This is a genomic window from Thalassolituus maritimus (assembly GCF_900156675.1).
In the GTDB taxonomy this organism is placed as follows: Bacteria; Pseudomonadota; Gammaproteobacteria; order Pseudomonadales; family Oceanobacteraceae; genus Thalassolituus; species Thalassolituus maritimus.
Map to the genome: position 1 here is coordinate 101,958 of NZ_FTOH01000004.1, position 25,652 is coordinate 127,609.

Genomic DNA, 25,652 nt, shown 5'->3' on the forward strand with positions numbered 1-25,652 from the left:
CTATCGCTATTAGCCAGGCAAGCTGGCTGAATAGCTCCCACAAAGACTGTCTAATTCCCTGTGGGAGAAAATCAGCCAGCCAGCTCCACCCCTGTGGGAGAATATCAACCAGCCTGCTCCACCCCTGTGGGAGAATATCAACCAGCCTGCTCCACCCATGTGGGAGCGAATCAGCCGAAGGCTATTCGCGAAGCCTATCGCTATTAGCCAGGCAAGCTGGCTGAATAGCTCCCACAAAGACTGTCTAATTCCCTGTAGGAGAAAATCAACCAGCCTGCTCCACCCATGTGGGAGGCAATCAGCGGGCCTGCTCCACCCATGTGAGAGCGAATCAGCGGGCTTGCTCCACCCATGTGGGAGCGAATCAGCCGAAGGCTATTCGCGAAGCCTATCGCTATTAGCCAGGCAAGCTGGCTGAATAGCTCCCACAAAGACTGTCTAATTCCCTGTGGGAGAATATCAACCAGCCTGCTCCACCCATGTGGGAGCGAATCAGCGGGCTTGCTCCATCCCTGTGGGAGCGAATCAGCCGAAGGCTATTCGCGAAATCTATCGCTCAAGCTTCGCGTTGAGCTCCTACAAGGGCTATGTAACCACTCCTGCAGGAGCTTATCAACCAGAGACTATTAGCAGTTACCTCTGCTCCTGGCAAACGTCGATGTTCACACCTCGATAATAGAGTTAAAGTTTCTGGGTACTTCTCAAAAAAAATTCTTCAGTCGATTTTTTATCGAAATATAAAGTGACTTTAGCGCCAACCGCCCATTGACAGTCATATTCTTCGGTCTCGCAACAATTTCAGCCAAGGCGTGTGGATTTTCTTTACTTAGCAAGATCGTCGCTTCTTGCAACTGCTCTTGATACCCCTCAAGCAGAGCAGCGCTTTCGACATGATAAGTACCCCAACTAATCTGTGTACGATACATATCAATAATATTTATAACTGCTTCCTTACCTAGACTTTTATAACATGTAACAGCCAATGCATAAGCTCTATATGTCTCTACATAAGCCCAACAGTTTTCCATTTGGGTTGTTACACTAGAATCGACAAGTACATATTCATGCAATTGTTCATTTAGCAAGTACACAGAATCTGCATTGTAAAAACATCCAAGATTTAACAGAAGATCTTCATTGATACTTTGACGCCAAGGAAAATGCAAATCAAACCAAGGCTCAATTACTGACCTTTTAAACAGCTTATTCCAAAGCATCCCAGTTCCAAAATCAAACGCACAAAAACGCTCAAAAACATCAGATGTTACCTTTGCTGAGCGTTGAAATCTTAATTTAGGGGCAATCACTTTACGCTCTGGTGTTACACGATCGGAACCGCATACAACAATATCAACATCATTGCTTTCAGCAGCGGATAGCATCCCATCAAACATCTTTGCGCGGGCAAAGTCATCCGCGTCCAAAAAACCGATCCAAGATGCCTTAGACACCTTCAAGCCCGCCAAACGTGCCTCATGAACACCTTTATTTTCTGGTAAGTGCACCGGAATGATTTTCGCGTTGTCATTCGCCAACCGGTCAATTACTACGCCGGAATCGTCAGTGGACGCATCGTTAACTATGATGATCTCAATATCTTTCAAGGTCTGGTTTAATAGTGACTCAATACTCCGAACCAGCTTTTCTCCTGCATTAAATACCGGAACAATGATAGAAACCTCAGGAGATACAGACATGCAATCAGCCACCTAAAATGTTAGTTTTCAGGAATTCACGCCCGACACCTGCTAGGGCCTCTCGCTTCTCGTTTACGGTATCCCATTGAATCTGACAATGAACCAACTCTGGCGTTACATTTCTCATGGATTCAACAAGCCTTTCAGATAACCCAAACTGCGATAGCAGTGATTCAAATCGCGCCATTCCCCTCGCAGAGTTACCAATGGCTATAAACGGTTTATTAAACAGAATCGAAAACACAGTACCGTGGAAAGAGTCAGTCACAACAAACCGTGCATTATGAAAGGCCTGCAACCAACTTTCTATACTGGGATACCGACATTTACTTGTGTCTTTTACACGCACTTGCGTAATGGAAAGTTCGGGCTTGATGGAGAACACGCCGGTTCCGACAGACTGTCCCACGCTATCCGCAATAATCCTCTTCTCAGGCGCGGGATCAAGTACATAAGAAAGTACATAATCTGTATCAAGACATTCTTCACCCTCAGCAATTAAAGGCTCATAATCCTCTGGTTCCAAAAGCAGTGTTGGATCAATCAGCCACTGTGCCGCCACACCTAGATTATCACGGCATAACTCGACAGCCGACCACTCCCTTACAGATACCGCATCAAACTTCTGAACCAATTTTTTGCATTCTTCAGTCAGTACACTAGAGTATTCCCAATCGTCTACACCAAACGAAGCGGCATACGCAATACGCTTTGCCGGACTTTTGATGTCATCAAGAAAGTCCAGATAAAAATTTAAAATACTTGGCGAATAGCGTGGCCGCCAGACCTGATCACTACCCACAATAAAAGCATCAAAATTCCGCTGTCGATAATAGCTGCGAACCTCCTGTTCACTTAGAATCCCAGGCGACATAGCTAACCTTTTTTCTCGAAAATCTGCTAGCGCACTCAAAACCCGAGCCTCACGCCCGGCCGTCGGTAAAGATTTAATTCTACCCAGTAACAACTTCGCAATATCTTTAAAGTAAAGCTTCGCTAAAACACGTACATCGATAACCTGACGTCGATCAAGAGTCTCAACTTCACACCCCAGCTTCTTAAGGTAAGTCTGCAGGGCATAGGCCTGAAGCAGACCACCGTAGTTATGGCCTAAGGGTTGGGTGAGTATGGCAATTCTAGAAGTATACATTCAGGCTAACCTAGTGAAAAATCTTGTAATAATTCGATAAGTAAGCCTGAGATCGCGAGGATCATCATCTTTAATCAACTGCTCGAGATCCTTACTATAAACGAAGAGCGGATCGCTTCCTTTAGCACCTGAATGGGGATAACTAATTCCATCCAAACTTTGGCTTAACGGCTTAAAATTTGGATTTTCATTTATGAACTGCCACCTTCTAGAGGAGAAATATATGGTATCTGGCTTATGAATCTTAATATCTGGCATCAAATGTTGAAATGGCGCGCCTTCATGCTCTTCTCGATACGGCCTCGCTTCCAAGCCATATTTGATTGACACAGGATCGACATTAAAGTCCTCACATATCCTATTAACCAAAGCTTTTACTTGCTCAGCTCCCTTGACTGGCCCACCGAAACGCTGATAATCGTTGATAAATATCCCCGCAAAATTACCCGTATCATAGAAAGTCCCAAAAGCCAAGCTATTCCTCTTGGAAAACTGGGTAATTGGGCGTCTAATTAAACTCGCCTTCGGCTTTTTATTCTTCCGTAACTTGGTTAATAGCTTACGTTCTAAAAAACGCTTACCCCGTCTTACGAAAACCTCAGCTGCCGAAAGCGTTCTCAGATAGCCCTTCTCACTGAGCCAAACATCAACATTACCCTCATACTTAAATAGTGCAGTGCTATGATCCCCAATAAACATGTAACTTTCAGGCTCTAACTTTTGAAAGATCGACTTTATGGATTCGTCCAACTCCCTGTAATGCTCAATCACAACCCGCTGAATTTCATTATCCACCTTAAATTCCCCACCTTTGCTTTTGCAATCATTCAGCTTTTTTATGCATCTTTCTATCTCATAGCGAGCAAGATACTGTACTTCTGTTGTAATTCTAAAACAGTGAAATCCAAAATCGGGTTTTTCCATCTGTGCAAGCTTAATAAATATATCTCTTTGTACACGTTCGGCTCTGCTAATCTTTTTCAAAAATTCCGAGACTGTTTTTTCTCCCCCTGGAAGACGAACATCGAAAACATAGCCGCCTTCCTCTAGCATTTTCTTGTATGCCGGAGGGTACACCATTCCGTCTGGTACCTCGCCCGTAGCTTTTATTCCTCCACCACCGCCAGCGACCATGAATCCTTTAACGTTATCTACAGGCCCTGTCGTTGGTACGTTAACAATACCGACTGAAACGTCATTTTTACTCAGATAATTCCATAAAGTTTCGCTTGAACTGGCTGATACCATGTCTGCTTTAGAGTATGATGCGGAAAAATCATAACTTCCGTCAGAACAGGGCATAAGGTAAAACCCCTTATTAGTTGACGCATGCTCACCTGTTAATGCCTCTGCCCAGCCTCTACTAATTAGATCTTCCTCTAATTTCTTTGAGGCTGCCCCCTTAAACAAAGACTGTGTAAATGGCATCGGCATACCGTCGATTATGCTTTTTGTACCGCCATCTATTCCAATTACAAGCAACTTCATAAAGCCTCCCCCATATTCCTAGAGTAATTTTTTCAATAGAATCCTTAATAAAACCACAACATTTATGATTTCAGAACGGGTTTTAGAAAATAGCGCCAAAACTGATACATATAGAATTAAACAAATCAAGGAGAAAAACAAGACTGATATAATTTCACTTTCAAATATAAAATAACTCCTGAAAAGCATAACAAATACCAAAGTAGCCATTGCGCTCAAAAATACAGGAAGCAATGATTGAATAAAGTCAATCACCCCTATCGGCTGATATCTGCTCGAATATATAAGGAAGCCAGGCATTCTTATAAAGACCCCAGAAAGGGTGTGCGCCAACACAATCCCGATGACTCCCCAGAATGATCCGATGGTTATAGCAATGACTAGGATAGCAAACGTAATAGCCTTCCAACGCAGTAACGCTCTTACCTCCCCTGCTGCTACCATTACTATCGCCGTAAAAGTTGTTATTGGAGTAACGATAGTAGAAAGCGCCAAAATTCGGAAAATCTCAACAGCCTCATACCAGCCGTCACCGAGAAATAGCTCGATAAGCCAATCCGCCGTTACAAACATAGTAATCGTAACCAGCATAGTAACCATTGCTATCTTGGTCATCAGCGATAGAGCTGCATTTCTTAAACGATCTGGCTCATCCTTGACCCTTGTTAGTGCTGATTGCATCACTGCCATAACTGGTGGAAGTAACTGCGACGACGGGATAGAAGTCAAAGTATTAGCCCGATTGAAAAACCCCAATATCTGGGCACCACCAATATAACCGACAGCAAATGGGGTAATGTTGTTAGCCAAGTAACCAATAAAGTTGGCCCCAGTCAGGTTCGCCCCAAACCCTAACAGTGGCCGTACACCGGAGCCTCGGCTCATCATCGATGGCACCCAGCGGGCGGTCAACCAACACATGATAGTTTTTGTTGCCATGGTACCAACAGGGATGATTACCAAGGCCCAGTACTCAAGGCCATTATAGGCCGCGGTTATACCCGCGATTATACCGGTCGCCATGGACACAACATCGATCAACGAGATTGCTTTAAATCGCATCTGCCGGCGTAACAGCGCATCGTGCTGTACCGATAGGCCGCCAATCAAAAAAGTCAGGCTCATAGCAGCCATCACCAAAGTCAGACGGGGTTCATCATATACGATGGCAACCAACGGCGAGATCAGAACTCCCAGCAAGCACAAGGCTAGACCCAGGGTCCCATTTACCCAAAACAGGTTGGACACTTGAGCGTGAGTAATCTGATCACGCTGGATAGTTGCCATGGAGAGCCCTCCTTCCATAAACTGCAGCGCCAGCCCGGTAAATACGGTAACCATCGCAACCAAACCGAAGTCTGACGGCTGCAACAAACGGGCGAGTATGGCTATTGAGCCCAACTGTAAGATCAGTTTGATAGCCTGAGCAGCCAAAGTAATCCCCGCGCTCTTCACGGCTCGTTCTCTTAGTCCGGTTTTCAAATGATCAGTGGCAAATAGCTGATTCTTGCTTTGCAATATAATGCCCCGCAAATGAATATGGTGCGGCATAAACCGCTTATAACGTACTTATCCGTTCATTCGGAACGCGAAGTCTCAGTCGTTACCAAACAGATCCCGCGTATACACTTTGTTTTCGACATCGCGAATATCATCCGACAAACGGTTGGCGATAATCACATCCGCCTCGGCCTTAAATGCCTCAAGGTCATTCACCACCCGCGAATTGAAGAAATCCTCTTCTTCCAGCACTGGCTCATACACAATAACCTCAATACCTTTCGCCTTGATGCGCTTCATCACGCCCTGAATCGCCGACGCACGGAAGTTATCCGACCCAGACTTCATCACCAGGCGATAGATACCCACGACCTTCGGGTTCTTACGAATCACAGAATCCGCAATAAAGTCTTTACGGGTACTGTTGGCATCCACAATTGCACGCACGATATTACTAGGTACGTCTTCAAAGTTAGCCAGTAGCTGCTTGGTATCTTTCGGCAAGCAGTAACCACCGTACCCAAACGACGGGTTGTTGTAGTGGTTGCCAATACGCGGATCGAGGCCAACACCCTCAATAATCTGGCGAGTATTCAAGCCATGAGTCTCTGCGTACGAGTCCAGCTCGTTAAAGTACGCCACACGCATCGCAAGATACGTATTTGAAAACAGCTTAACGGCTTCAGCTTCGGTCGCATCAGTAAACAGCACAGGGACATCCTGCTTAACCGCGCCTTGCAGCAATAAATCAGCAAACTCTTTAGCACGCTCAGACTGCTCACCGACGATAATACGGCTTGGGTACAGGTTATCGTACAGCGCCTTACCTTCACGCAGGAACTCAGGCGAGAAAATCAGATTCTCACAACCCGTCTCTTCTTTCAGCTTCTGTGTATAGCCCACCGGAATCGTCGACTTAATCACCATCACGGCATCCGGGTTCACTGCCGTCACATCGGCAATCACACTCTCGACCGAGCGGGTGTTGAAGTAATTCGTTACCGGGTCATAGTCGGTCGGTGTAGCGATAACGACAAATCGCGCACCAGAGTAGGCTTCACTCTTATCAAGCGTCGCCCGGAAGTTAATTTCGCGGTTAGCCAGAAAGTCCGAGATCTCAGCATCCACAATAGGTGATTGCTTGTTATTCAGCATCTCGACCTTCTCAGGCACGATATCCACAGCAACCACTTCATTGTGCTGCGCCAGCAGCATAGCGTTAGAAAGACCTACATAGCCGGTACCGGCAATAGCGATTTTCATATTTCAATAATCCCTGAACCAAAGCCTTCAGAAGCTCTGTGTAACGGTAAAAAGTAAACCTGCGAATGGTATCACGTTAATTATGACAGCCAGTCGCAAAAACCGGCAAATAGCTAAACCTGAACGCCTGGAACCCGCCCCAACACTTGCTCTACCAGAGCTTTTGCCCGCTCCGAAGAAGCGGCCTCGGCATAACAGCGCAATTCAGGAGCATTACCCGATGGGCGCAAGTGCACAACATCACCGCCCGTCAGGTTCATTCTTAAGCCATCGGTGGTATCCACACTCTCGACGGTAACGCCTTCGAGCCCTAACTGGGCTAACAGAGCAGCCTCATTGCCGGTATAAGAATGAATAATCTGCTTACTCTTCTCGGTCGCAAAGTTTTTAATCCGGTCACTCGCAGAGAAACGCACTGTGCACTCGTCTACAAGCTCTGAAACTGTCTTGCCGCCTGCGGTCGCAGAAAGCAACATAATGGCTGGAAGCACAGCGTCGCGGGTTGGTAAAGCCTTAAGAGCCTGACCGTTTATTTCAGTGTCTGACCCAAGTAAGAAGCCGCCATTGGCCTCAAAGCCCGCAACTGACGAAAACTTCTGGCTCAGCTTCTCAAATTCGGCAATCACATACGGCGAACCAATACGAGTGCGTTCAACATGCTTAAAAGCACCCGATGATTCAACCGACGAATTGCAACTCACCGGAATCGCCAGCGCCTCAGCACCCAGCTGTTTCGCACACAGCAATCCGAGAATATCACCCCGCAACCAATTGCCCTTTTCGTCACTGATCAACGGGCGATCGCCGTCACCATCAGTGGAGAAAATCGCATCGAAGCCATACTGAGCAGACCAGTCACGTGCTTTTTTCTGGTCTTCTTCCGACACAGCTTCGGTATCAATGGGCACAAACTCATCGCTGCGTTCTAACGGCGTCACTTGAGCGCCGAGCTTTTCAAACATCGGCTGATATAAATCACGGCCAGCACTGGAGTGCTCATAAATACCGATATGCTTACCTTCTAGAAACGGCGTATCGAACAACGATAAGTAACGATCTACATACTCCTGGGCGGCCTCACCATGGGTAGTCAGGTCACTTAGCTCACCGAGAGACTCAAACGACGCTGACAATCCCAGAATGGACTGCTCGTCTGCCTTAGTGATCTCGCCGTCAGGGCGATAGAACTTAAGGCCATTGCGATCGAACGGTATGTGACTTCCTGTCACCATAATGCTTGGGATATCGCGTTCCATCGCCGCGTAAGCCAGCGCAGGTGTAGGCACTACGCCAAAATAAATCGTATCAACACCCTTCTGTTTCAGGGCGGCGGCGCAGGCTTGAGCCATTGCATAACTGCTGGGACGGTTATCAATCGCTATCGCCATTGCCCCGAATTGAAACTCCGCTTTTACCGTTTCAAGAAAGGCAATAGCAAAGGCTGCACAGACGTCTGGAGTAAACTGCTCGACCAGGCCGCGTGCTCCGCTAGTACCGAAAGCAACGCCGCTTTCAGCGAGAATCGTATTTGTTTGAAGAGTAATCATTGAATCCAGCTTCAGATAAATAAATTTTGTAGGGGCAAATCAGCCTGTAAATTCCTGTGGGAGCAAACCAGCCTGTAACCCCTTGTGGGAGCGAATCAGCCGAAGGCTATTCGCGATACCTCTACCGGCAACACCCCAATCGCTATTAGCCAGACAAGCTGGCTGAATAGCTCCCACAAACTAGCTCACCTCTGCAGAAGCAAATCAGCCTGTAACCCCTTGTAGAAGCAAATCAGCCTGTAACCCCTTGTAGAAGCAAATCAGCCTGTACCCCCTTGTGGGAGCGAATCAGCCGAAGGCTATTCGCGATACCTCTACCGGCAACACCCCAATCGCTATTAGCCAGACAAGCTGGCTGAATAGCTCCCACAAACTAGCTCACCTCTGCAGAAGCAAATCAGCCTGTAACCCCTTGTAGAAGCAAATCAGCCTGTAACCCCTTGTGGGAGCAAACCAGCCTGTAACACCCTTGTGGGAGCGAATCAGCCGAAGGCTATTCGCGATAGCCATCCCAGACAAAGCATCAATCACGCCCGGCCGTACACATCCTTAAAGCGAACAATATCATCCTCACCCAGGTAAGACCCCGACTGAACTTCAATCATCTCAAGGTCAACCTTCCCCGGGTTCTCAAGGCAATGCACTTGCCCAATCGGAATATACGTCGACTCATTCTCAGTCACCAGGAAGGTCTTATCACCATTGGTCACGCTCGCCGTACCAGAGACAACAATCCAATGCTCCGCACGGTGGTGATGCATCTGAACCGACAACTTAGCCCCCGGTTTCACGGTAATACGCTTCACCTGATAGCGTTCGCCATTATCAATGCTGTCGTAACGACCCCACGGGCGATACACCTCACGGTGGAACTCATGCTGACCACCGCCCTGTTCTTTAATCTGAGCGACGATCTTCTTAACGTCCTGCACTTTATCGCGATGAGCAACCAGCAAGGCGTCTTTGGTATCAACAATGACGAGGTCATCGACACCCAGCGTGCTCACCAAACGATCTGACGTACTGATCAGCGAGTTGCGGGTATCTTTCAAAATCGTTTCACCTTCGCCCTTGCCTGCGTGCAGCACCGAGTTGCCGTCTTCACACTTATCGGCGATATCCCACAGTGCAGACCAGCTACCGACATCACTCCAACCCGCATCAAGCGGCGCAACAACCACTTGAGAGTTCGCTGGGTCGGCCGTTAATGGTTCCATCAGGGCGTAATCAATAGAGTCATCCGGGCAGGCAATAAAGGCCTCTTTATCAATACGAACAAAATCATAATCCTGCTCTGTACTCGCCATCGCCGCTTCACACGCAGCGTACATCGCTGGCTGATGACGCTTAAGCTCTTCAAGATAACGATCAGCCCGAATCATAAACATGCCACTGTTCCAGTAGTAGCACTGGGCATCCAGATAAGACTGAGCCGTTTCTGCGTCTGGCTTTTCAACAAACTGCTCTACAGTGAATAAGCCTGATGTTTCAGCACCCGCTTTGATGTAACCGTACCCGGTTGCAGGTTCAGTCGGCACAATCCCCAGCGTGCCAAACTTACCGTCGCGAACTGCAGGTTCCAGCTTATTAACAGCGGCCTGAAATGCAGCAGTGTCTTTAATCACATGGTCTGCAGCCAGAATCAGAAGAATCGGAGCTTCACCCTGGTTGGTCTTGCTATCACCTAACGCCTGAAACGCCGCCAGAGCAATCGCTGGCGCCGTATTACGACCGACCGGCTCAAGCAGAATCGAAGCGTTCTGCCCCATCTGGCGCAACTGTTCAGCCACCAAAAAGCGGTGGTTCTCATTCGTAATAATGATTGGGTCAGTGGTGTTTAAACCCTCAAGACGAGAGACCGTCTGCTGTAGCATGGTCTCGTCGTAACCCAACGACAAAAACTGCTTAGGAAACGCAGTACGGGACAGCGGCCAAAGACGAGTACCGGACCCACCGGCCATAATCACAGGAATCATAGAAAACCCTTTCCTTTATCCAGATACCAGCGGCTATGAATATGTACACGCTCGCTGGACTTAAATTCTTCTTCCGACAGCCACTGATACTCATTGTGCTGCTCATATGGGAGCGAACTATACCCTGCTGGCAACACGACCTCAAAGCCGCTCACCACGTAGTGGGTACTTATATTGTCACCACCGTCAGTAAAAATACTGTCGTCGTAAAAGTGCTCGTATAAGCCAAGGTAAGTCGCCGCTGTAATATCCAGGCGAATGCCAAGTTCTGCCTCGGTCAAGCGGGCAAAGGCGTCCGTGATACGTTCATTCTTAAGAATTCGACCACCGGGCACAAACCAATAGCCTTGTGCTGGTCTGTTAACGCGCTTGCCGACAAGAATTTGCCCATCCGCATTACGAACCAGCAAATCGATAGACACCAAAGGCGTGGTGTCTACGATGGTTTTAAATGTATCCGGGTCTAGCCACTGCTTTGCCATTCGATCCTCGTACTAAGAACTTCATATTATTTTCACATCAGTGACTTTCGCGCATGCCTAATTCTTCAGGATACGGATTTCCCAAATCCTCTGAGAAAGATAGGCCGGTCAGGTGGTTATCAAGCACGACCGCCCTGAACTCTTCACTACAGAATAACGCATCAAAATCGATCTCTGATTTAAAGATCACTTCAGATACAGAATCTTCATCGAAGACAATAGAAAAGTTACCCGTCAACGGGGAGTGAACTGACAACTCTCTCACGGGGCTTAAAACTTTCAGACAGTTAAAGAGGTACCCTTCACCTGCGTCATGTGTGACCGGCAACAACTCACCATGCAGAGAGACAATAGGTTCCAATACTTTACAGGCTTTAGGGCTCAAATAGAGTTTGCCTACATTCCACGACAAATCGGGAACTGGCTTAACTTTGCTGCCAAGTGCATCACCAAACCCCACTACCATCGTATTCCAACTATCCTCGTAAGCAATCGGACTCTCATCAATATGAAAATCGGTATCCTCGCCTAAGGCTTCTCTTGCCTGATCACCGTCAAGGCAAACCAGGCCGTAGTTGCCGATATCAGGATGAATACGATAAATCACGGACGCCTCTCTTTACTGGCGGGCTCCTGTAGGAGCGAATCAGCCGGAGGCTATTCGCGAACCCTACAGCATACCCTAACCACGAAAATCATCCTGATGCTCTAAGAACCACTCATACGTACTGGCTAGACCTTCTTTCAGCTCGATATTGTACGTCCAACCCAGTTTCCTAAGCGTATCCACATTCATCAGCTTACGCGGTGCACCGTCTGGCTTGGTCGTATCAAAGGTAATTTTGCCTTTATAGCCAACCACTTCCGCCATGGTGTGTGCCATCTCTGAGATAGTGCAGTCCACACCCGTACCCACGTTAATATGCGACAGCATAGGTTCAGTGCATGACTGATAGATTTCATCACTCACGTTCGCCACGAAGATACTGGCCGCAGCCATATCGTCCACGTGCAAAAACTCTCGCATTGGCTTGCCAGTGCCCCACACCACGACTTCGGGCACATCATTCAGCTTGGCTTCATGAAAGCGACGCATTAACGCAGGAATAACGTGGGAGTTATCCGGATGGAAGTTATCGTTTTCACCGTACAGGTTCGTTGGCATAACACTGCGATAGTTACGACCGTACTGACGGTTGTAGCTTTCGCAGAGTTTAATGCCAGCAATCTTGGCGATTGCGTACGGTTCGTTGGTCGGCTCCAGAGTGCCGGTAAGCAAAGCGCTCTCGGACATTGGCTGCTCGGCCAGCTTGGGATAAATACAGGATGAACCCAGGAATAACAGGTCATTCACTCCCGCCAGGTGTGCGGAGTGAATGATGTTGCATTCGATCATGAGGTTCTCGTAGATGAACTCCGCTGGATAGGTATTGTTGGCAATAATGCCCCCTACCTTAGCTGCAGCCAGGTACACCTGATCAATTTTTTCGTTCTCGAAGAACGCCTGAACTTCAGCCTGATTCAGAAGATTGAGCTGAGTGAGGTCACGCACAATCAGCTCAACGTCGTTTTGTTCTGACAGTTGACGAACGATGGCTGATCCTACCATTCCCTTATGGCCAGCAACGAATATGCGTTTCATAGCTCTACGTCTCTCCCTGCCTGAGGCTCAGCTTTCAATCGCAACAGCGACATCAAAGCCATGCTCTTTTAGCAGGGCATGCTGCTTCGCTTTCTGGAGGTCGTTCTGAACCATCTCAGCACACATTTCTTCAACGGTGATTTCTGGCGTCCACCCCAACTTGTTCTTAGCATTGGAAGGATCACCCAGCAGGGTTTCTACTTCTGCAGGGCGGAAGTATTTAGGATCAACGCGAACGATAGTGTCACCAACGTTAAGAGCTTTGGCATTGTCGCCTTCAATCGCTTCAACGATGGCAACTTCTTCAACACCTTCGCCTTCGAAGCGCAGTGTAATACCCAGCTCTTTAGCGGACAGGCGAACAAATTCACGAACAGAAATCTGCTTACCCGTAGCGATTACAAAATCTTCCGCGGTGTCCTGCTGCAGCATCATCCACTGCATACGTACGTAGTCTTTGGCGTGGCCCCAGTCACGGAGTGCATCCATGTTGCCAAGATACAGACACTTCTCGAGACCTTGAGAGATGTTAGCCAGAGCGCGGGTAATCTTACGGGTAACGAAGGTTTCGCCACGACGTGGAGACTCGTGGTTAAACAAAATGCCGTTACAGGCGTACATACCGTATGACTCACGGTAATTTACCGTAATCCAGTACGCGTACATTTTTGCGACGGCGTATGGAGAACGCGGGTAGAAAGGTGTGGTCTCTTTCTGCGGAATCTCCTGCACCAGACCATACAGCTCAGAAGTAGACGCCTGATAGAAGCGGGTTTTCTTCTCAAGGCCTAAAAAGCGAATCGCCTCAAGCAAACGAAGTGTACCCATCGCATCAACATCAGCGGTGTACTCTGGCGACTCAAAGGAAACAGCAACGTGAGACTGTGCACCCAGGTTGTATACTTCATCTGGCTGCACTTCACGAAGAATACGAGTTAAGTTAGACGTATCCGTCAAGTCACCATAGTGAAGGTGAAAGTTAACATTTTCTTCGTGCGGGTCCTGATAGATATGATCAACACGCTCTGTGTTAAACAATGAGGCACGACGTTTGATACCGTGTACTTCGTAGCCTTTCTCCAGCAGAAATTCTGCTAAGTAAGAGCCGTCTTGCCCGGTAACGCCGGTGATGAGTGCAACTTTTTTCGTGTTTGGAGTAGACATTGTATCGTCCCTAATTTTCAGTAATTTCTTTGCCCACCAGATTAAGAAGGTTCTCACGGAAACGACTTAATATGGCGTCTTTATTTAAATTCTCTTCTGCGTACTTACGCGCGACTGTATTGGTTCCAGTCTTGCCTAGCTCAACATCAAGCCCCTCACAAAAAGCATCGATGTCTTCGGGCTCAACGCAGGTGTATATACCGGGGTATTGCTCAGCTAATCGGCCCAACTCCGTATCGCTCTCCGCAGTAACAACTGCATTGCCTCCAGCGGAGAGGATATTCGTCAACTTAGATGGCAAAACCGCATCAGCTGCGCCCTTACGCTGAATAACCAGATGTACATCGGCCATCGACAGCATAGCCGGGACATCTTCCCAGGCTTGCAGTGGCTTAAATGTAATATTGGTCAAACCAGCGTCATACGACAGTGCCTGAAGCTGTTTTACATAAGCCCCAGCACCTACAACAAAAAACTTCACCTCAGTGCGTGAAATGTATCGCTTAGCAGCTTCTATAACCAGCTCAAGTCCCTGTTTGGCGCCAATGTTACCAGAATAAAGAACGACCTTTTCTGACTCTTTAACGCCCCAGCTATGACGAAGCGCTGAGCCATCAACGGCAGGACTAACAAAGTCTGTATCTGACCAATTAGGAAAGAAGATAAGCTGATCGTCAGAGACCCCCTTCTCCCTGGCTTTATCCATCATACTGAGTGAGATAGTAGAAACGGCATCGAACTTACTCATTAACCAGCATTCGACGCCAAACGCAAACCGGGATAACAAACCGCTTAGTTTACCCCCCATCCCTAGGCCGAACATGGCATCAACTTCGTAATCTTGTATGTGAAGAACAGACTTCGCACCGGTTACTTTGCAAAACAGAAGAACTGAAGGAACAACGAAGAGTGTGGGCTCAACCACGATGACGACTTCAGGCTTTTTGAATATACCTTTAAATAAAGCGAGAGATGAGCTAATGGAAAATGACGCGAGATGGAGCAGACGCTTTAAGGTAGTCGGTGTTTTGGGGACATATAGAGGGCAACGAGTTACCTGAACACCTTCTTGTTCGGAAACCGAATACCACCCTCCACTATAGCCCTTGTGAACTTGCCATTCTGGGTAATACGGCGGCGCACACAGCACCCGGACGTGATCTCCCCGCAGAGAAAGCCAAGGACACATTTCCCCGTTGTACTTGCCTATGCCCGTTAACTCTGGAGAATAATTAAGTGTACAAAGGCTAACTTTCATAAATCCTCCGGTATTCCGACTCAAACTTCATAGCCACGTCGTCCCAGAGTATACAATTATCTCTAATATAACCTTCGTAATCACCTATACGACTTCCCTCTCGATCTTGATTTATTGAACAATACTCCAACAAAGCATTGGCAACCTCCGAAGCGTCAATTTCGCATGAACACCCGACCCCATATTGCTCTAAATTTGACCATGGAGTATTTTTACTAATAATCACATAAGAATTGGATACAATCGCTTCAGCAATAGACATACCGAAATTCTCAAAACTACTAAGCAAAATAAAAACATCACAATATTCATAAAGTAATGATTTCTCAGGCTCGACCACCATACCCAGAAAAACAACATTATTGTGGAGTGAATTTTTATCTATATATTGGCTGATCGAGTTAAAATAAACTCTATCATCCACCGGACCAGCAACGAAAAACTTCCACCCCAATCTAGCCAATCCACTATTAGCAAAAGCTTCTATTGCAATATGTAAATTTTTACGGGGATGTATACGTGAACAATAGAGTATACTACGAAGACCAAAATCCATCTTGGTTAGTTCCTCACTGCTAGAACTCTGTCGATGAGACTCACCTGGAAGATCTACACCATGTGGTATCACGATCGTCCGACAATTACAAAACCTCAGAACATCCCGCTCTTCTTCATCATCTGTACAATGTACAAACTCACATTTACTAATTAAACTTCTTAAAAATAAAACTGACAACAAAGACTTGAGAGCACGTCTCTTTTGAAGCGATTTATCATAAAGACTGGAGCGCGGTGATAAAATATAAGGAACTTTAAAAATCCGACATAAAAGCATACCAAACCATGTTGGACTAGACCAGACTGAATGAAAGTGAAATATATCGACATCTCTCTTAACACAAGAGAGAAGTACCTTATACACCAACGCTAGAGATAAATATCTACCAAACGATCTACGAAATACAGAAAAATTCACTCCAAAATCATGTAGTAGTTTATTATCAACGTTGGAATCCATCGAGACGGACCAAACTTCAGAGTCAACATGCAACTTATCTAGTGACTTCAAAAACAATGGCAATGAAACAGCTGGACCACCATACGACGAGTCTATGCGCTCAATAATATGAACAACCCTCATACAAAAACTCTCCTCTCGTAATATACCATAGCTGCCAAGCCCATAATCCACAATGGGTTAGAGAAAATGAAAGATGAAGCAAATATCGAAAAACTAAACATCGCAATTACAATCGCCGAACCCCAAATCTGCAAGAAATTTATATTAGACCTCGAAAACTGACATGAGCAACGATACAAAAATCGAGTAGAAGCCAATATGATAAGAGCAATCAATATACACCCAACCACACCATGACGATATAGAATGGCATAATGAAGATAGTGTATATTGTGTGTATCCTCCGCACCGATAAACTGACTCCCAATTACCGAGTCATCCTCTGACGCACTCATATCGAGAGTTGCACCAAAACCTTTTCCAGCAATGATATACAAGGGATTTTCAACAAAGAAATTTCTAACCTGAGAAGCCTCATACTCTCGCTGCATGAGTGGAAGTGACACTTCTTCAATGCTTTTACCTTCCAAAATACTAAGCGTCTCTGAAACACGACGGTCCAATGGTGTACCTGAAAACATTTCTTTAATATCGTGTGAAAAAACATTGACGGACAACAAGACGAGAAACCACATAAGTGCTGTAACCAGAACTGTTCGAACAACGCCAAATCTTGCCAATATGAGAACATATGAAACAACTATAGCCTGTAGAAAAAAAGCACGATTTGATGTCATAGCTAGAAGAACAATCAAGAATAGAAAAATAAATCTCCAAAATTGACTTACACCATGAAAAATATAGATCACTATGTAAGTAGACAACGCAACAACGACCTCCATCGGAACAGAAAACGATAGATACCTGATCAAGACCAACAACAAACCAACAACAACAGTCCCCTTCAAGAATATAAGATTCTCAATAGAAAGATCATGCAAATAAAAAATGGAATTATAAAAAGCATAAAAAACAAGAATACCAAACAAGAAATAATAAGCATCAGTAATAACATAAAAACCAAAATCCAACACACCCATAAAGAGCCACAAAGGGAAACAATATATATATATTAGAAACACCTTACTAAAGAAACTAGTGTGATCAACATATACCTTATCACGGACCCTAAAGATAAAAACCAAGCATACTCCAGTATACAATAGAATATAAACAAGCCTGGTATATGGCAGCGCAGAAAAACCACTCACAAACAAAGAAACAATAACTGCCGATGCGACATGAATCAAAATATACAATTGCATCATTGACAACCAGGAGTATTTCAATTGCATCGAGAAAACACCTATCGCTTCGCCAATATCATTTCATAGAATAAATCCTGCTTCTTAAAATCATGTTTAAAAGCATGATTCAGCATATTCTCTTCCGAATACTCAGATTTTTCCACAGTTAAAATACTGTTAATAATACCTTCAACAGTCCCATCACAGACCTCTCCTGTGACTCCTTCAATTACCGCCTCAGGCATACCGCCACTATCACCACTTAAGGATGGGACCGCCATAGAAGAAGCCTCAATAAACACCATACCATAACCTTCAACTGTAGCATCGTCGGGATGATATAACGACGGCATAGCAAACAAATCTGCCCTATTCAATTCGATATTTTTTTCGTCATCCGAAAGATTTCCTAGCAAATGAACATATTTCCCGGCATCAATCTCGTTAATAAAGGTATTAATTTGATTCAACATAGGCCCAGAACCAACGATTCTATATTGATATTCGCCGTCCCCACGAGAATTCAACTCACTTACAGCTCGAATCACTCCGATATGATTCTTTCTTGATACAAGACGACCAACACTCACTATATTGAAGACGCCCCCTTGTTTCCTCTTGAGTTCAGGAACACTCACCACTTCAACAAACGGATGTACAACCTTAGACGTCCTACCCCATTTCTCCTCCAACAGTTTCTGAGTATAAATGCTATTCGATATATATCTAGCTCTAACAAAATGAAAGAGAATATTAAGAAACACTTCCTCCTTTTTGGATTTAGCCAGAATATCATCACCATGAACAACCAAAACCACCTTTCGAAAATAAGACAAAAGAACTATTATCGGCAGCATGAATTTCATACAACGCACGTTCATAACCAGCAATACATTAGAAGTAATTATTTCCCTTAAATATAACTTCGAAACATCAGTTTCTACCACTCTGACTTTCGTAGATGGAGAGAATAACTCCAAACCTCTCTTGATCAAATTCGACCAAGCCTGAACCCCTCCTTTTCGTTTATCGATTGATTCTGTAACCATACAAATACGTGCCATACACCCTCCGCCTAAATCAACACCTAAAAATTACTTAAATCGCCACCCGTATTTGACCCACCATATGCTATTGGCAATGGCATCACTGCCATAACCAGAGCTAATATATGGAATCGAATCAATTAGAAAGCATAACGCTCTATTGTCAAAATGGACGACAGAAGATACCGCGGGTGTGGTAACCCCTGATACACGAAAACCATCTTCGTAAATCGACACATTGCGCGCCCCCCCCCTGAAAACACCGAACTTAGCCAAGAGATAAGACTGTGTTGCGTACGCGGTAAGCACAAGTTTTGTCAACGCAGTTGTTCGGTCTGTTACCAGCTGGTACTTCACTATAAAGCCTTCATATTTTTGAACTCCTGCTTTCGCAAGAATTACAATCAACCTTTCCCCACGCATAGCCAACAAGATGGCAGAAGCGCTCTTACTTTATATTCATTGGGGATAAGATCCCCTTCTACAAGATCGCGCTAATTACTCGATCAACGGTTTCTTTGGTCTCAGCCGTTGAACTATTAATTACAACATCCGGGTTTTCAGGTTCCTCATACTTTGAATCAACCCCTGTGAAGTTCCTGATCTCTCCGTTACGCGCCTTTTTGTATAAACCTTTAACATCGCGCTGCTCGCAGACCTCTATAGGCGTATTCATATACACTTCGATGAATTCGTCTTTTTTTACAAGATTTCGTACAGCGAGCCTGTCGGCTTTGAACGGGGATATAAGAGCAACTATTACGATCAGGCCAGCATCAACAAATAGCTTGGCGACTTCGCCGACTCGTCGAATATTTTCTGTTCGGTCTTCATCTGTAAAAGAAAGGTCGCTGTTCAGCCCCTGGCGCAGGTGGTCGCCGTCAATCAGGTAGGTGTGCTTGCCCATGGCGTTAAGACGTTTCTCCAGGGCGATCGCTGTTGTGGTTTTGCCCGAGCCGCTGAGGCCGGTAAACCAGATGATGCAGGGTTTCTGGTGCTTTTGTTGCGCCCTGTCGTCTTTGCTGACGGGTGAATCTATGGCGTCTGTTGTTACTGCCGCATTCATGTGAGTCCCTGCAACTTCCTTGACCTCGCAACGACTGCTAGCAGAAGTGCGCTCTGTAATGGTGCGAAAGGTACTGGATTTTTTGTCGTTTTGGAACATGCCAATGCGAGACAATTGGCGGTCGTTGACGAATGTCAGGCTTGTTTTGTCGAATTGTTATGTCGACTTGTAAGCCGAATAAGTATCCAGCACTTGCCGCCACAAAGCGTCCACATCGCTGATGGCCAGGCCAGAGATACCTGCCGCCCCGGAGCGCCCTCCCCCGCCGTAACTGGTAGCCACTTTGTCTGCACTGTGTGGGGAAGTTTTAGGGGCGCGAATGCTCACTTGATAGGTCACTGGAGCGTTCAGTTCGCCTGTATGTTCAGGGGTAAGAATGACATGAGCACGACTAGGGCGCTGGTTAGTCAGCTCGTTACCTAAAACACCACTCACTCGCCGCGACCAGCGCTCATCGGGCAGGATAATCAGGGCTGCGGTGTCTGTTTCTCGTGTTGCTTCCGTACTCAGGCCTTTGGCTATATCTTCGTTGTATCCGGTGATTAAGCTGGTTATCGCGGTACTCTCTGCCGCCATAAATTCAAAGGGGCTGCTGTACTTAACGGCCATGCTGTAGAGCTCTTCTGGGTGGAAGAAGAGATCACCAACTGAACTGCCATATCCGTTGTAGTTCATTGCAATGCCTAGCTGGCGCAGCTGCGATTGTTGATCGCTCGAGAGTTTAAGCTGCGCACAGTACTCATCAGCGACCTGAGTTATGTTGTCGCCATAGGCCGCGACGATTGCCCATTCGCGGTATTGGCCACGCAAGTAGTAATCAACGATGAGGCCTGTGCAGGTGTTTGGCTGAGTATTGATGTGTGCATTGAAGTTAGTGTGGTCAGGGATGTCACCGGAGCGGTGATGGTCTGCGTAGAATACGTTTGCACCTGCTTCTAAGGCCATTCTTACGGCTTCTGCATTCTTCTCCAGAGAGAGGTCGAGCACTGTCAGGTAATCACCCGGTTGCGGCTTTACCTTTACTACCAGCTCGATATCACGTTTCACGCCGGTAACGAGGGTACTGTGCTGAGGGTTATCCAACCTAAGCTGAACGAGGGAGCAGATCCCGTCAGCATCACCGTTAAATATGTCGTAATTTGCCACTGATCGGCCTAACTCTTAAGTATTAGATGTCAGCGATATGGTGGGGCTAGTGTAAATAACATGTCAAACCCGTCGAAATGGCAGGTTCGGAGCCTTTTATCACTTCAGGACGCTTGGCATCCTTCTGATCAAAACGTACACTACGAACGATTTCTAATTTTACGCTTCGCGGAGGAACCACCATGCGTAAGCTCATCACTACTTTTGCACTTGCTGCTGTACTGCCAATGATGGCGTCGACTGCACAAGCTGAATCTGCTCTGACACCGTTCCTGACGGAAGGTGTTACCATTGAGGCTGCCGTGAATGCTGCCATGACTGCAAACCCAGATTTATCTCTTGAAGACGCTCTGGGTGCTGCATTAGACGAGGGCGCGTCTCTCGATGCTGTGATGAATATTGCTCTGGCCTCTGGAATTTCTCAAATGGATGCTGTGGCTGCTGTAACTAGGGCTGCCTCACTACGAGGTATAACACAAAGCCAGGTACTGGCGGCAGCACAGAAAGCTGGTGTGCCGGGTGATATTGCCGCGGCAGGTATTGGTCAGGGTGCTGGTACTGGCGCAGGTAACCAGGGCGGTGCCGGTGGTAATCAGGGCGCTGGTAGCAACAACGGCAACGGCACCGGCGGTGCTCCAGGCCTGAACGGTCAGGCTCCAGGCCAGACTGGTCAGACGCCAGCGAACGGCTTTACACCTCCGGTGGTACCGACACCACCAGCTAATGCAGGTCAGCCTGTCAGCCCAGTCTGATTCAGTGTTGATTTGAGTATTATCGAAGACCCGGCGTATGCCGGGTTTTTTATTGGCCTTGTTTGAACCCGAGCCCGCTTTGTATGAATCGCTGGAATGCCTTTCTTTGCCTTATTTTCTTTTTGCCTTTGCCCGAAGCGTCTGTACACCCTTTAGCCTGGAACCTGGCCTCGGCTCTGGCTTTTGTGCTGCTCGGTCTTGAGTTTCGTGGTCGGCTTGTCGAGCAGAGTCTTCGCTCTTTACCCGCGTTACCGGTGACACCGGCGTTTTCTCACAGTGCGTTGCCACTTGTGTTGATTTGGTGCGTTCAGTTGTGGGTCGTTGTGCAGTGGGCGATCACGTCATTGAGCCCTTATGACTCTCTTATGTCGCTGTCACAAGGGCTGCTCTATGCGGCTGTGTTTACTTTGGCCTTGTTGCTTGTCGATTCCCGCCAACGTGTTCGCCAGTTAGTGTGGGTGGTGGTTGCCGCTGCGGCGTTTCAGGCTTTGTATGGTGCCTTTATGGTACTTACCGGTCTGGAGTATGGTTTCTTTGCCGAAAAGGAACACTATCGAGGTGTTGCGACTGGCACTTACGTGAATCGGAACAGCCTGGCTGGGCTGATGGAATTATCTTTGGCGTTAGGTATAGGCCTGCTGCTGGCTGAACCTACACGCTACTTTGGCTCTGCGCGTCAGCGTTTACGCCAGTTGGTTGAAGTGCTGCTCAGTAAGAAGCTCATTCTGCGGTTACTGCTCGCGATCATGGTGATCGCTCTGGTATTAACACGCTCTCGTATGGGGAATACGGCGTTTTTTGCCAGCCTGATGGTGGCTGGGGCGCTGGCTCTGGTCTTAATGCGCAACAAAACCACCGCAACAACCGTGTTGTTAGGAAGCCTGCTGGTTATTGATATCGCGATCGTAGGAACCTTCTTCGGGGTTGAGAAGGTCGCTGAGCGCTTGCAGCAGACCAGCTCTCAAACGGAAAGCCGGGATGAAGTGACTCGCGATACGTTTAATATTTTTCTGGATAATCCGATCACAGGTACGGGGGCGGGTACCTTTACTCATACGTTTCCGGCGTTGAAGAGTCCGGAGGTTACAAGCTTTGGTTTGTACAACAATGCTCATAACGATTACGCCCAGTTTGCTTCGGAGTTTGGAGCGCCAGCCACGATTGCTTTAGCCATAGTTGTGTTTTGGGCCTTCTGGAATGGCATTATGGCGATGCGCCAGCGCAACAGTCGTTTTTATCAGGGCGTTGGGTTTTCGGTCACTATGGCCATAGTGGCGATCGGGATTCATTCAACCGTGGACTTTAATCTGCAAATTCCTGCGAACGCGTCGTTGTTTGTCGTTATACTCGCGCTGTCGGCCGTTGCCCGTTGGGCACCTCATAATTCAACTTCTGGCCGCATGAGACGACGCACCGGACGCAAGGCTTCTGCATGATTCTTAAGGCACACCGTTTAACCCTACCCGTTAACAACGAAGGCAGTGACTATGTTGTTGGTGATATTCACGGACATGTCACTCAACTGAAAAGCCAATTGGCTGATATTGGCTTTAATGCCGACACCGATCGCGTCATCTGTGTTGGTGATTTGATCGACCGTGGCCCTGAGTCTATTGAGGCGCTGGAACTCTTGGATGAGCCTTGGTTTTTTGCCGTATTGGGTAACCATGAGTACCTGATGATCAGCGGCATGAAGTACAAAAACAGTCGCGAACGTATGACCTGGCTGAACCATGGTGGTGACTGGGTAATGCATACGTCACCCGATCAGTGGCCCGCATGGTTTGATCGGATTGAGCGCTTGCCCGTGGCGATTGAGGTCGAAAACAGAGAGGGCGTGCGCTACGGCATCGTGCATGCTGACTTCCCTTCGGATCATTGGGATAACTTCGAGCAGTTTGATCAGGATCAGCTGTACCGGTGTATCTGGTCGCGAAGTAATTTTAATAGTCGATCAGAGCATAGTGTGCGAGGGATCGATTATCTGTTTCATGGGCATTGCATCAGTGACTTTGAGCTGAAGCTGGGCAATCGCTACTACATTGAGCCTGGGGTTTTTCTGGGCAATGACTTTATCATCAAGAAGCTTTGAGGCTGTCAGTCTGGTCTTTTATTGACAATATGACAATTTGAGCCATAATCCAGAGTATTCAATCTGATGCCTAAGTATTGGTTATGTCGGATTATGGATTTGGCTGCTTCTTGAGGAGTGGTTCCTGCGGCTCCTTCGGGGGCCTTTTTTGTGGGTGATGATTGGGGTATCGCGAATAGCCTCCGGCTGATTCGCTCCCACAGGGTAAAACTTCTGATTCACTCCCACAGGGTAAAACCCTGATTCGTTCCTCATACCGCTACACCATATAAGCACTTCAGGAGCTTTACTTGAACTTTGTGGGAGCTATTCAGCCAGCTTGCCTGGCTAATAGCGATTGGATTATCGCGAATAGCCTCCGGCTGATTCGCTCCCACAGGGTAAAACTTCTGATTCGCTCCCACAGGGGAAAACCCTGATTCGTTCCTCATACCGCTACACCATATAAGCACTTCAGGAGCTTTACTTGAACTTTGTGGGAGCTATTCAGCCAGCTTGCCTGGCTAATAGTGATTGGATTATCGCGAATAGCCTCCGGCTGATTCGCTCCTACAGGGTAAAACTTCTGATTCACTCCCACAGGGGAAAATCCTGATTCGTTCCTCATACCGCTACACCTTAGGAGCACTTCAAACGGTTTACTTGAACTTTGTGGGAGCTATTCAGCCAGCTTGCCTGGCTAATAGCGATTGGATTATCGCGAATAGCCTCCGGCTGATTCGCTCCCACAGGGGAAAACTTCTGATTCACTCCCACAGGGGAAAACCCTGATTCACTCCCACAGGGTAAAATCCTGATCCCTCCCGCATCTTCCACTTACAACTGGTTGAACAACGACAATCGGCTGATGGTGGTGTAACTCTGTTGCGCGGCTTCCAGCAGGAATGTCTGCAAGCTCAACCGGCTAACGGCTTCGGCAAAATCGACATCCGACAATTCTGACAGCACTTCCTGGCTAACAAGCCGCACGTCGTCACTCAGGTTCCGTGCATTTTCGACTACGTTTAAGCGCGCACCCAGCTGGCTACGCACTTCAGATACGGACGTCTGGGCGTTGGCGAGGTTGGTCAGGGTATCTTCGATCAGGATGTCGAGGGTCGCTGAGTCGGTCGGGTTGTCTTGCAGGGTATCGAGGCCCTGTCGTAAGCGAAAGACGGTATCTGTGATGCTTTGTTTCGGGCTGGATTTTGCCAGCACTTCATCGCCTGGCTTCGGGTCACCGGAGATCTTTATGCTGATGCCTGCGGCAACGATTTCTGCGCCTTTTGAGTAGGCGCGATCAGCAATGCCATCAACAACACGACCATCCGATACGCGGCGTATGGTGTAGTTCGGCCCCGGCGGATCAATAGCAGCCTCTGGATTAAAGGTGACGATCAGGTCATCGGGGTAGAATTCACCGTAGGCTTCTTCATCAACGACAAACCCGGCGTTTACCTGAGTCGTGCCTGTGTTCAGCGGGTTGACCGAGGATGTGAAGGTGTTTTTGGCGGCGCGGACATCAACGAACAGTTTTTTGCCGTTGTCGCCTGTCGCAACGCGCGTTGTGTCACCAATCGCCAGATAGCGCTGTCCTTCATCCCCCTGGTATTCGTAGCGACCATTGTCTTTCTGTTGAAACGGTTGCGTCGCGCCTTTAAAGCCACCAAAAATAAATTCACCGTTTGGATCTTTGGTATTAAAGAGCGCAGCGAGCTGGTCTTCGAGCTGGCCGATTTCTGCAGAAATCGCCTGTCGGTCAGTAATGGTGAGCGTACCCGAACCGGCATTGACGGTGAGTTCCTGCAAACGCGTTAACGCTTCGGTAATGGATTCAAGCGAGGATTCTTCGAGTTTCAGGCGGTTATCTGCGGCCGTCATGTTGCGGTCGTATTGGTCGCGCTGTGCGAGATCCTGCTGCAATTGCAGGATTTTTGTCGATGCAATCGGGTCATCGGCGGGGGTTAATACCCGGCGGCCACTGGAGACCTGTTGCTGTGTTTTATTCACAGACGCCTGCGCATCGAGGATGGCATTGAGGCCGAGGTTAAATGACTGGAGCGTTGCAATTCTCAT

21 protein-coding genes are annotated in these 25,652 nt (G+C 47.3%); 3 read left to right on the top strand and 18 right to left on the bottom strand.

Annotated features, from left to right (window positions below; genetic code table 11):
- Nucleotides 1–701 precede the first annotated feature (701 nt).
- The 17 genes from BW941_RS07380 to BW941_RS07465 form a co-directional block, all read right to left on the bottom strand.
- Nucleotides 702–1,697, bottom strand: coding sequence for a glycosyltransferase family 2 protein (locus BW941_RS07380; protein WP_139325785.1), 996 nt, complete (start codon nucleotides 1,695–1,697; stop codon nucleotides 702–704).
- A 4-nt stretch (nucleotides 1,698–1,701) separates the two neighbouring features.
- Nucleotides 1,702–2,847 (bottom strand): polysaccharide pyruvyl transferase family protein, encoded by a 1,146-nt coding sequence (locus BW941_RS07385; RefSeq protein WP_076514965.1) that lies wholly within the window; start codon nucleotides 2,845–2,847, stop codon nucleotides 1,702–1,704.
- Nucleotides 2,848–4,335: an alkaline phosphatase family protein gene (locus BW941_RS07390; protein WP_076514966.1), complete on the bottom strand. Its 1,488-nt coding sequence runs from the start codon at nucleotides 4,333–4,335 to the stop codon at nucleotides 2,848–2,850.
- A gap of 18 nt (nucleotides 4,336–4,353) precedes the next feature.
- Complete coding sequence (locus tag BW941_RS07395) at nucleotides 4,354–5,886, bottom strand: lipopolysaccharide biosynthesis protein (RefSeq protein WP_076514967.1); 1,533 nt, start codon at nucleotides 5,884–5,886, stop codon at nucleotides 4,354–4,356.
- Nucleotides 5,887–5,931: 45 nt separating this feature from the next.
- Nucleotides 5,932–7,098, bottom strand: a complete 1,167-nt coding sequence (locus tag BW941_RS07400; protein ID WP_076514968.1) for a nucleotide sugar dehydrogenase — start codon at nucleotides 7,096–7,098, stop codon at nucleotides 5,932–5,934.
- Nucleotides 7,099–7,211: 113 nt separating this feature from the next.
- Nucleotides 7,212–8,645: a phosphomannomutase gene (locus BW941_RS07405; RefSeq protein ID WP_076514969.1), complete on the bottom strand. Its 1,434-nt coding sequence runs from the start codon at nucleotides 8,643–8,645 to the stop codon at nucleotides 7,212–7,214.
- 527 nt (nucleotides 8,646–9,172) lie between these two features.
- On the bottom strand, nucleotides 9,173–10,621 hold the full coding sequence (locus tag BW941_RS07410; protein WP_076514970.1) for a mannose-1-phosphate guanylyltransferase/mannose-6-phosphate isomerase: 1,449 nt from the start codon (nucleotides 10,619–10,621) through the stop codon (nucleotides 9,173–9,175).
- Nucleotides 10,618–11,103 carry a GDP-mannose mannosyl hydrolase gene (locus BW941_RS07415; RefSeq protein WP_076514971.1) on the bottom strand — a complete coding sequence of 162 codons (486 nt, stop codon included), beginning with the start codon at nucleotides 11,101–11,103 and terminating at the stop codon, nucleotides 10,618–10,620. Before BW941_RS07415 ends, BW941_RS07410 begins: the two co-directional genes overlap by 4 nt.
- 37 nt (nucleotides 11,104–11,140) lie before the next feature.
- Nucleotides 11,141–11,710, bottom strand: coding sequence for a hypothetical protein (locus BW941_RS07420; RefSeq protein ID WP_076514972.1), 570 nt, complete (start codon nucleotides 11,708–11,710; stop codon nucleotides 11,141–11,143).
- 75 nt (nucleotides 11,711–11,785) lie between these two features.
- Nucleotides 11,786–12,745 carry a GDP-L-fucose synthase gene (gene fcl / locus BW941_RS07425; protein WP_076514973.1) on the bottom strand — a complete coding sequence of 320 codons (960 nt, stop codon included), beginning with the start codon at nucleotides 12,743–12,745 and terminating at the stop codon, nucleotides 11,786–11,788.
- Between the two features lie 27 nt (nucleotides 12,746–12,772).
- Nucleotides 12,773–13,909, bottom strand: a complete 1,137-nt coding sequence (gmd, locus tag BW941_RS07430) for a GDP-mannose 4,6-dehydratase (protein WP_076514974.1) — start codon at nucleotides 13,907–13,909, stop codon at nucleotides 12,773–12,775.
- A 10-nt stretch (nucleotides 13,910–13,919) separates the two neighbouring features.
- Nucleotides 13,920–15,167, bottom strand: a complete 1,248-nt coding sequence (locus BW941_RS07435; protein ID WP_076514975.1) for a glycosyltransferase WbuB — start codon at nucleotides 15,165–15,167, stop codon at nucleotides 13,920–13,922.
- Nucleotides 15,157–16,308 carry a glycosyltransferase gene (locus tag BW941_RS07440; protein ID WP_076514976.1) on the bottom strand — a complete coding sequence of 384 codons (1,152 nt, stop codon included), beginning with the start codon at nucleotides 16,306–16,308 and terminating at the stop codon, nucleotides 15,157–15,159. The genes BW941_RS07435 and BW941_RS07440 overlap by 11 nt, the downstream gene beginning before the upstream one ends.
- Nucleotides 16,305–17,543, bottom strand: coding sequence for a hypothetical protein (locus BW941_RS07445; RefSeq protein WP_076514977.1), 1,239 nt, complete (start codon nucleotides 17,541–17,543; stop codon nucleotides 16,305–16,307). Before BW941_RS07445 ends, BW941_RS07440 begins: the two co-directional genes overlap by 4 nt.
- A gap of 11 nt (nucleotides 17,544–17,554) precedes the next feature.
- On the bottom strand, nucleotides 17,555–18,559 hold the full coding sequence (locus BW941_RS07450) for a glycosyltransferase (RefSeq protein WP_076514978.1): 1,005 nt from the start codon (nucleotides 18,557–18,559) through the stop codon (nucleotides 17,555–17,557).
- A 463-nt stretch (nucleotides 18,560–19,022) separates the two neighbouring features.
- The gene (gene cysC / locus BW941_RS07460; protein WP_366370580.1) at nucleotides 19,023–19,721 is read right to left on the bottom strand and encodes an adenylyl-sulfate kinase; all 699 of its coding nucleotides are present in this window, start codon (nucleotides 19,719–19,721) and stop codon (nucleotides 19,023–19,025) included.
- Between the two features lie 42 nt (nucleotides 19,722–19,763).
- On the bottom strand, nucleotides 19,764–20,753 hold the full coding sequence (locus BW941_RS07465) for a DHH family phosphoesterase (protein WP_076514981.1): 990 nt from the start codon (nucleotides 20,751–20,753) through the stop codon (nucleotides 19,764–19,766).
- A gap of 182 nt (nucleotides 20,754–20,935) precedes the next feature.
- Here BW941_RS07465 and BW941_RS07470 point away from each other — a divergent pair, with 182 nt between their 5' ends.
- From BW941_RS07470 to BW941_RS07480, 3 genes are all read left to right on the top strand, one after another.
- The gene (locus tag BW941_RS07470; protein ID WP_076514982.1) at nucleotides 20,936–21,505 is read left to right on the top strand and encodes a hypothetical protein; all 570 of its coding nucleotides are present in this window, start codon (nucleotides 20,936–20,938) and stop codon (nucleotides 21,503–21,505) included.
- An 83-nt stretch (nucleotides 21,506–21,588) separates the two neighbouring features.
- Nucleotides 21,589–22,941 (top strand): O-antigen ligase family protein, encoded by a 1,353-nt coding sequence (locus BW941_RS07475; RefSeq protein WP_076514983.1) that lies wholly within the window; start codon nucleotides 21,589–21,591, stop codon nucleotides 22,939–22,941.
- Nucleotides 22,938–23,597 carry a metallophosphoesterase gene (locus BW941_RS07480; protein ID WP_068437132.1) on the top strand — a complete coding sequence of 220 codons (660 nt, stop codon included), beginning with the start codon at nucleotides 22,938–22,940 and terminating at the stop codon, nucleotides 23,595–23,597. The genes BW941_RS07475 and BW941_RS07480 overlap by 4 nt, the downstream gene beginning before the upstream one ends.
- An 816-nt stretch (nucleotides 23,598–24,413) precedes the next feature.
- Here BW941_RS07480 and flgL read toward each other — a convergent pair.
- Nucleotides 24,414–25,652, bottom strand: a complete 1,239-nt coding sequence (gene flgL, locus BW941_RS07495; protein WP_076514986.1) for a flagellar hook-associated protein FlgL — start codon at nucleotides 25,650–25,652, stop codon at nucleotides 24,414–24,416.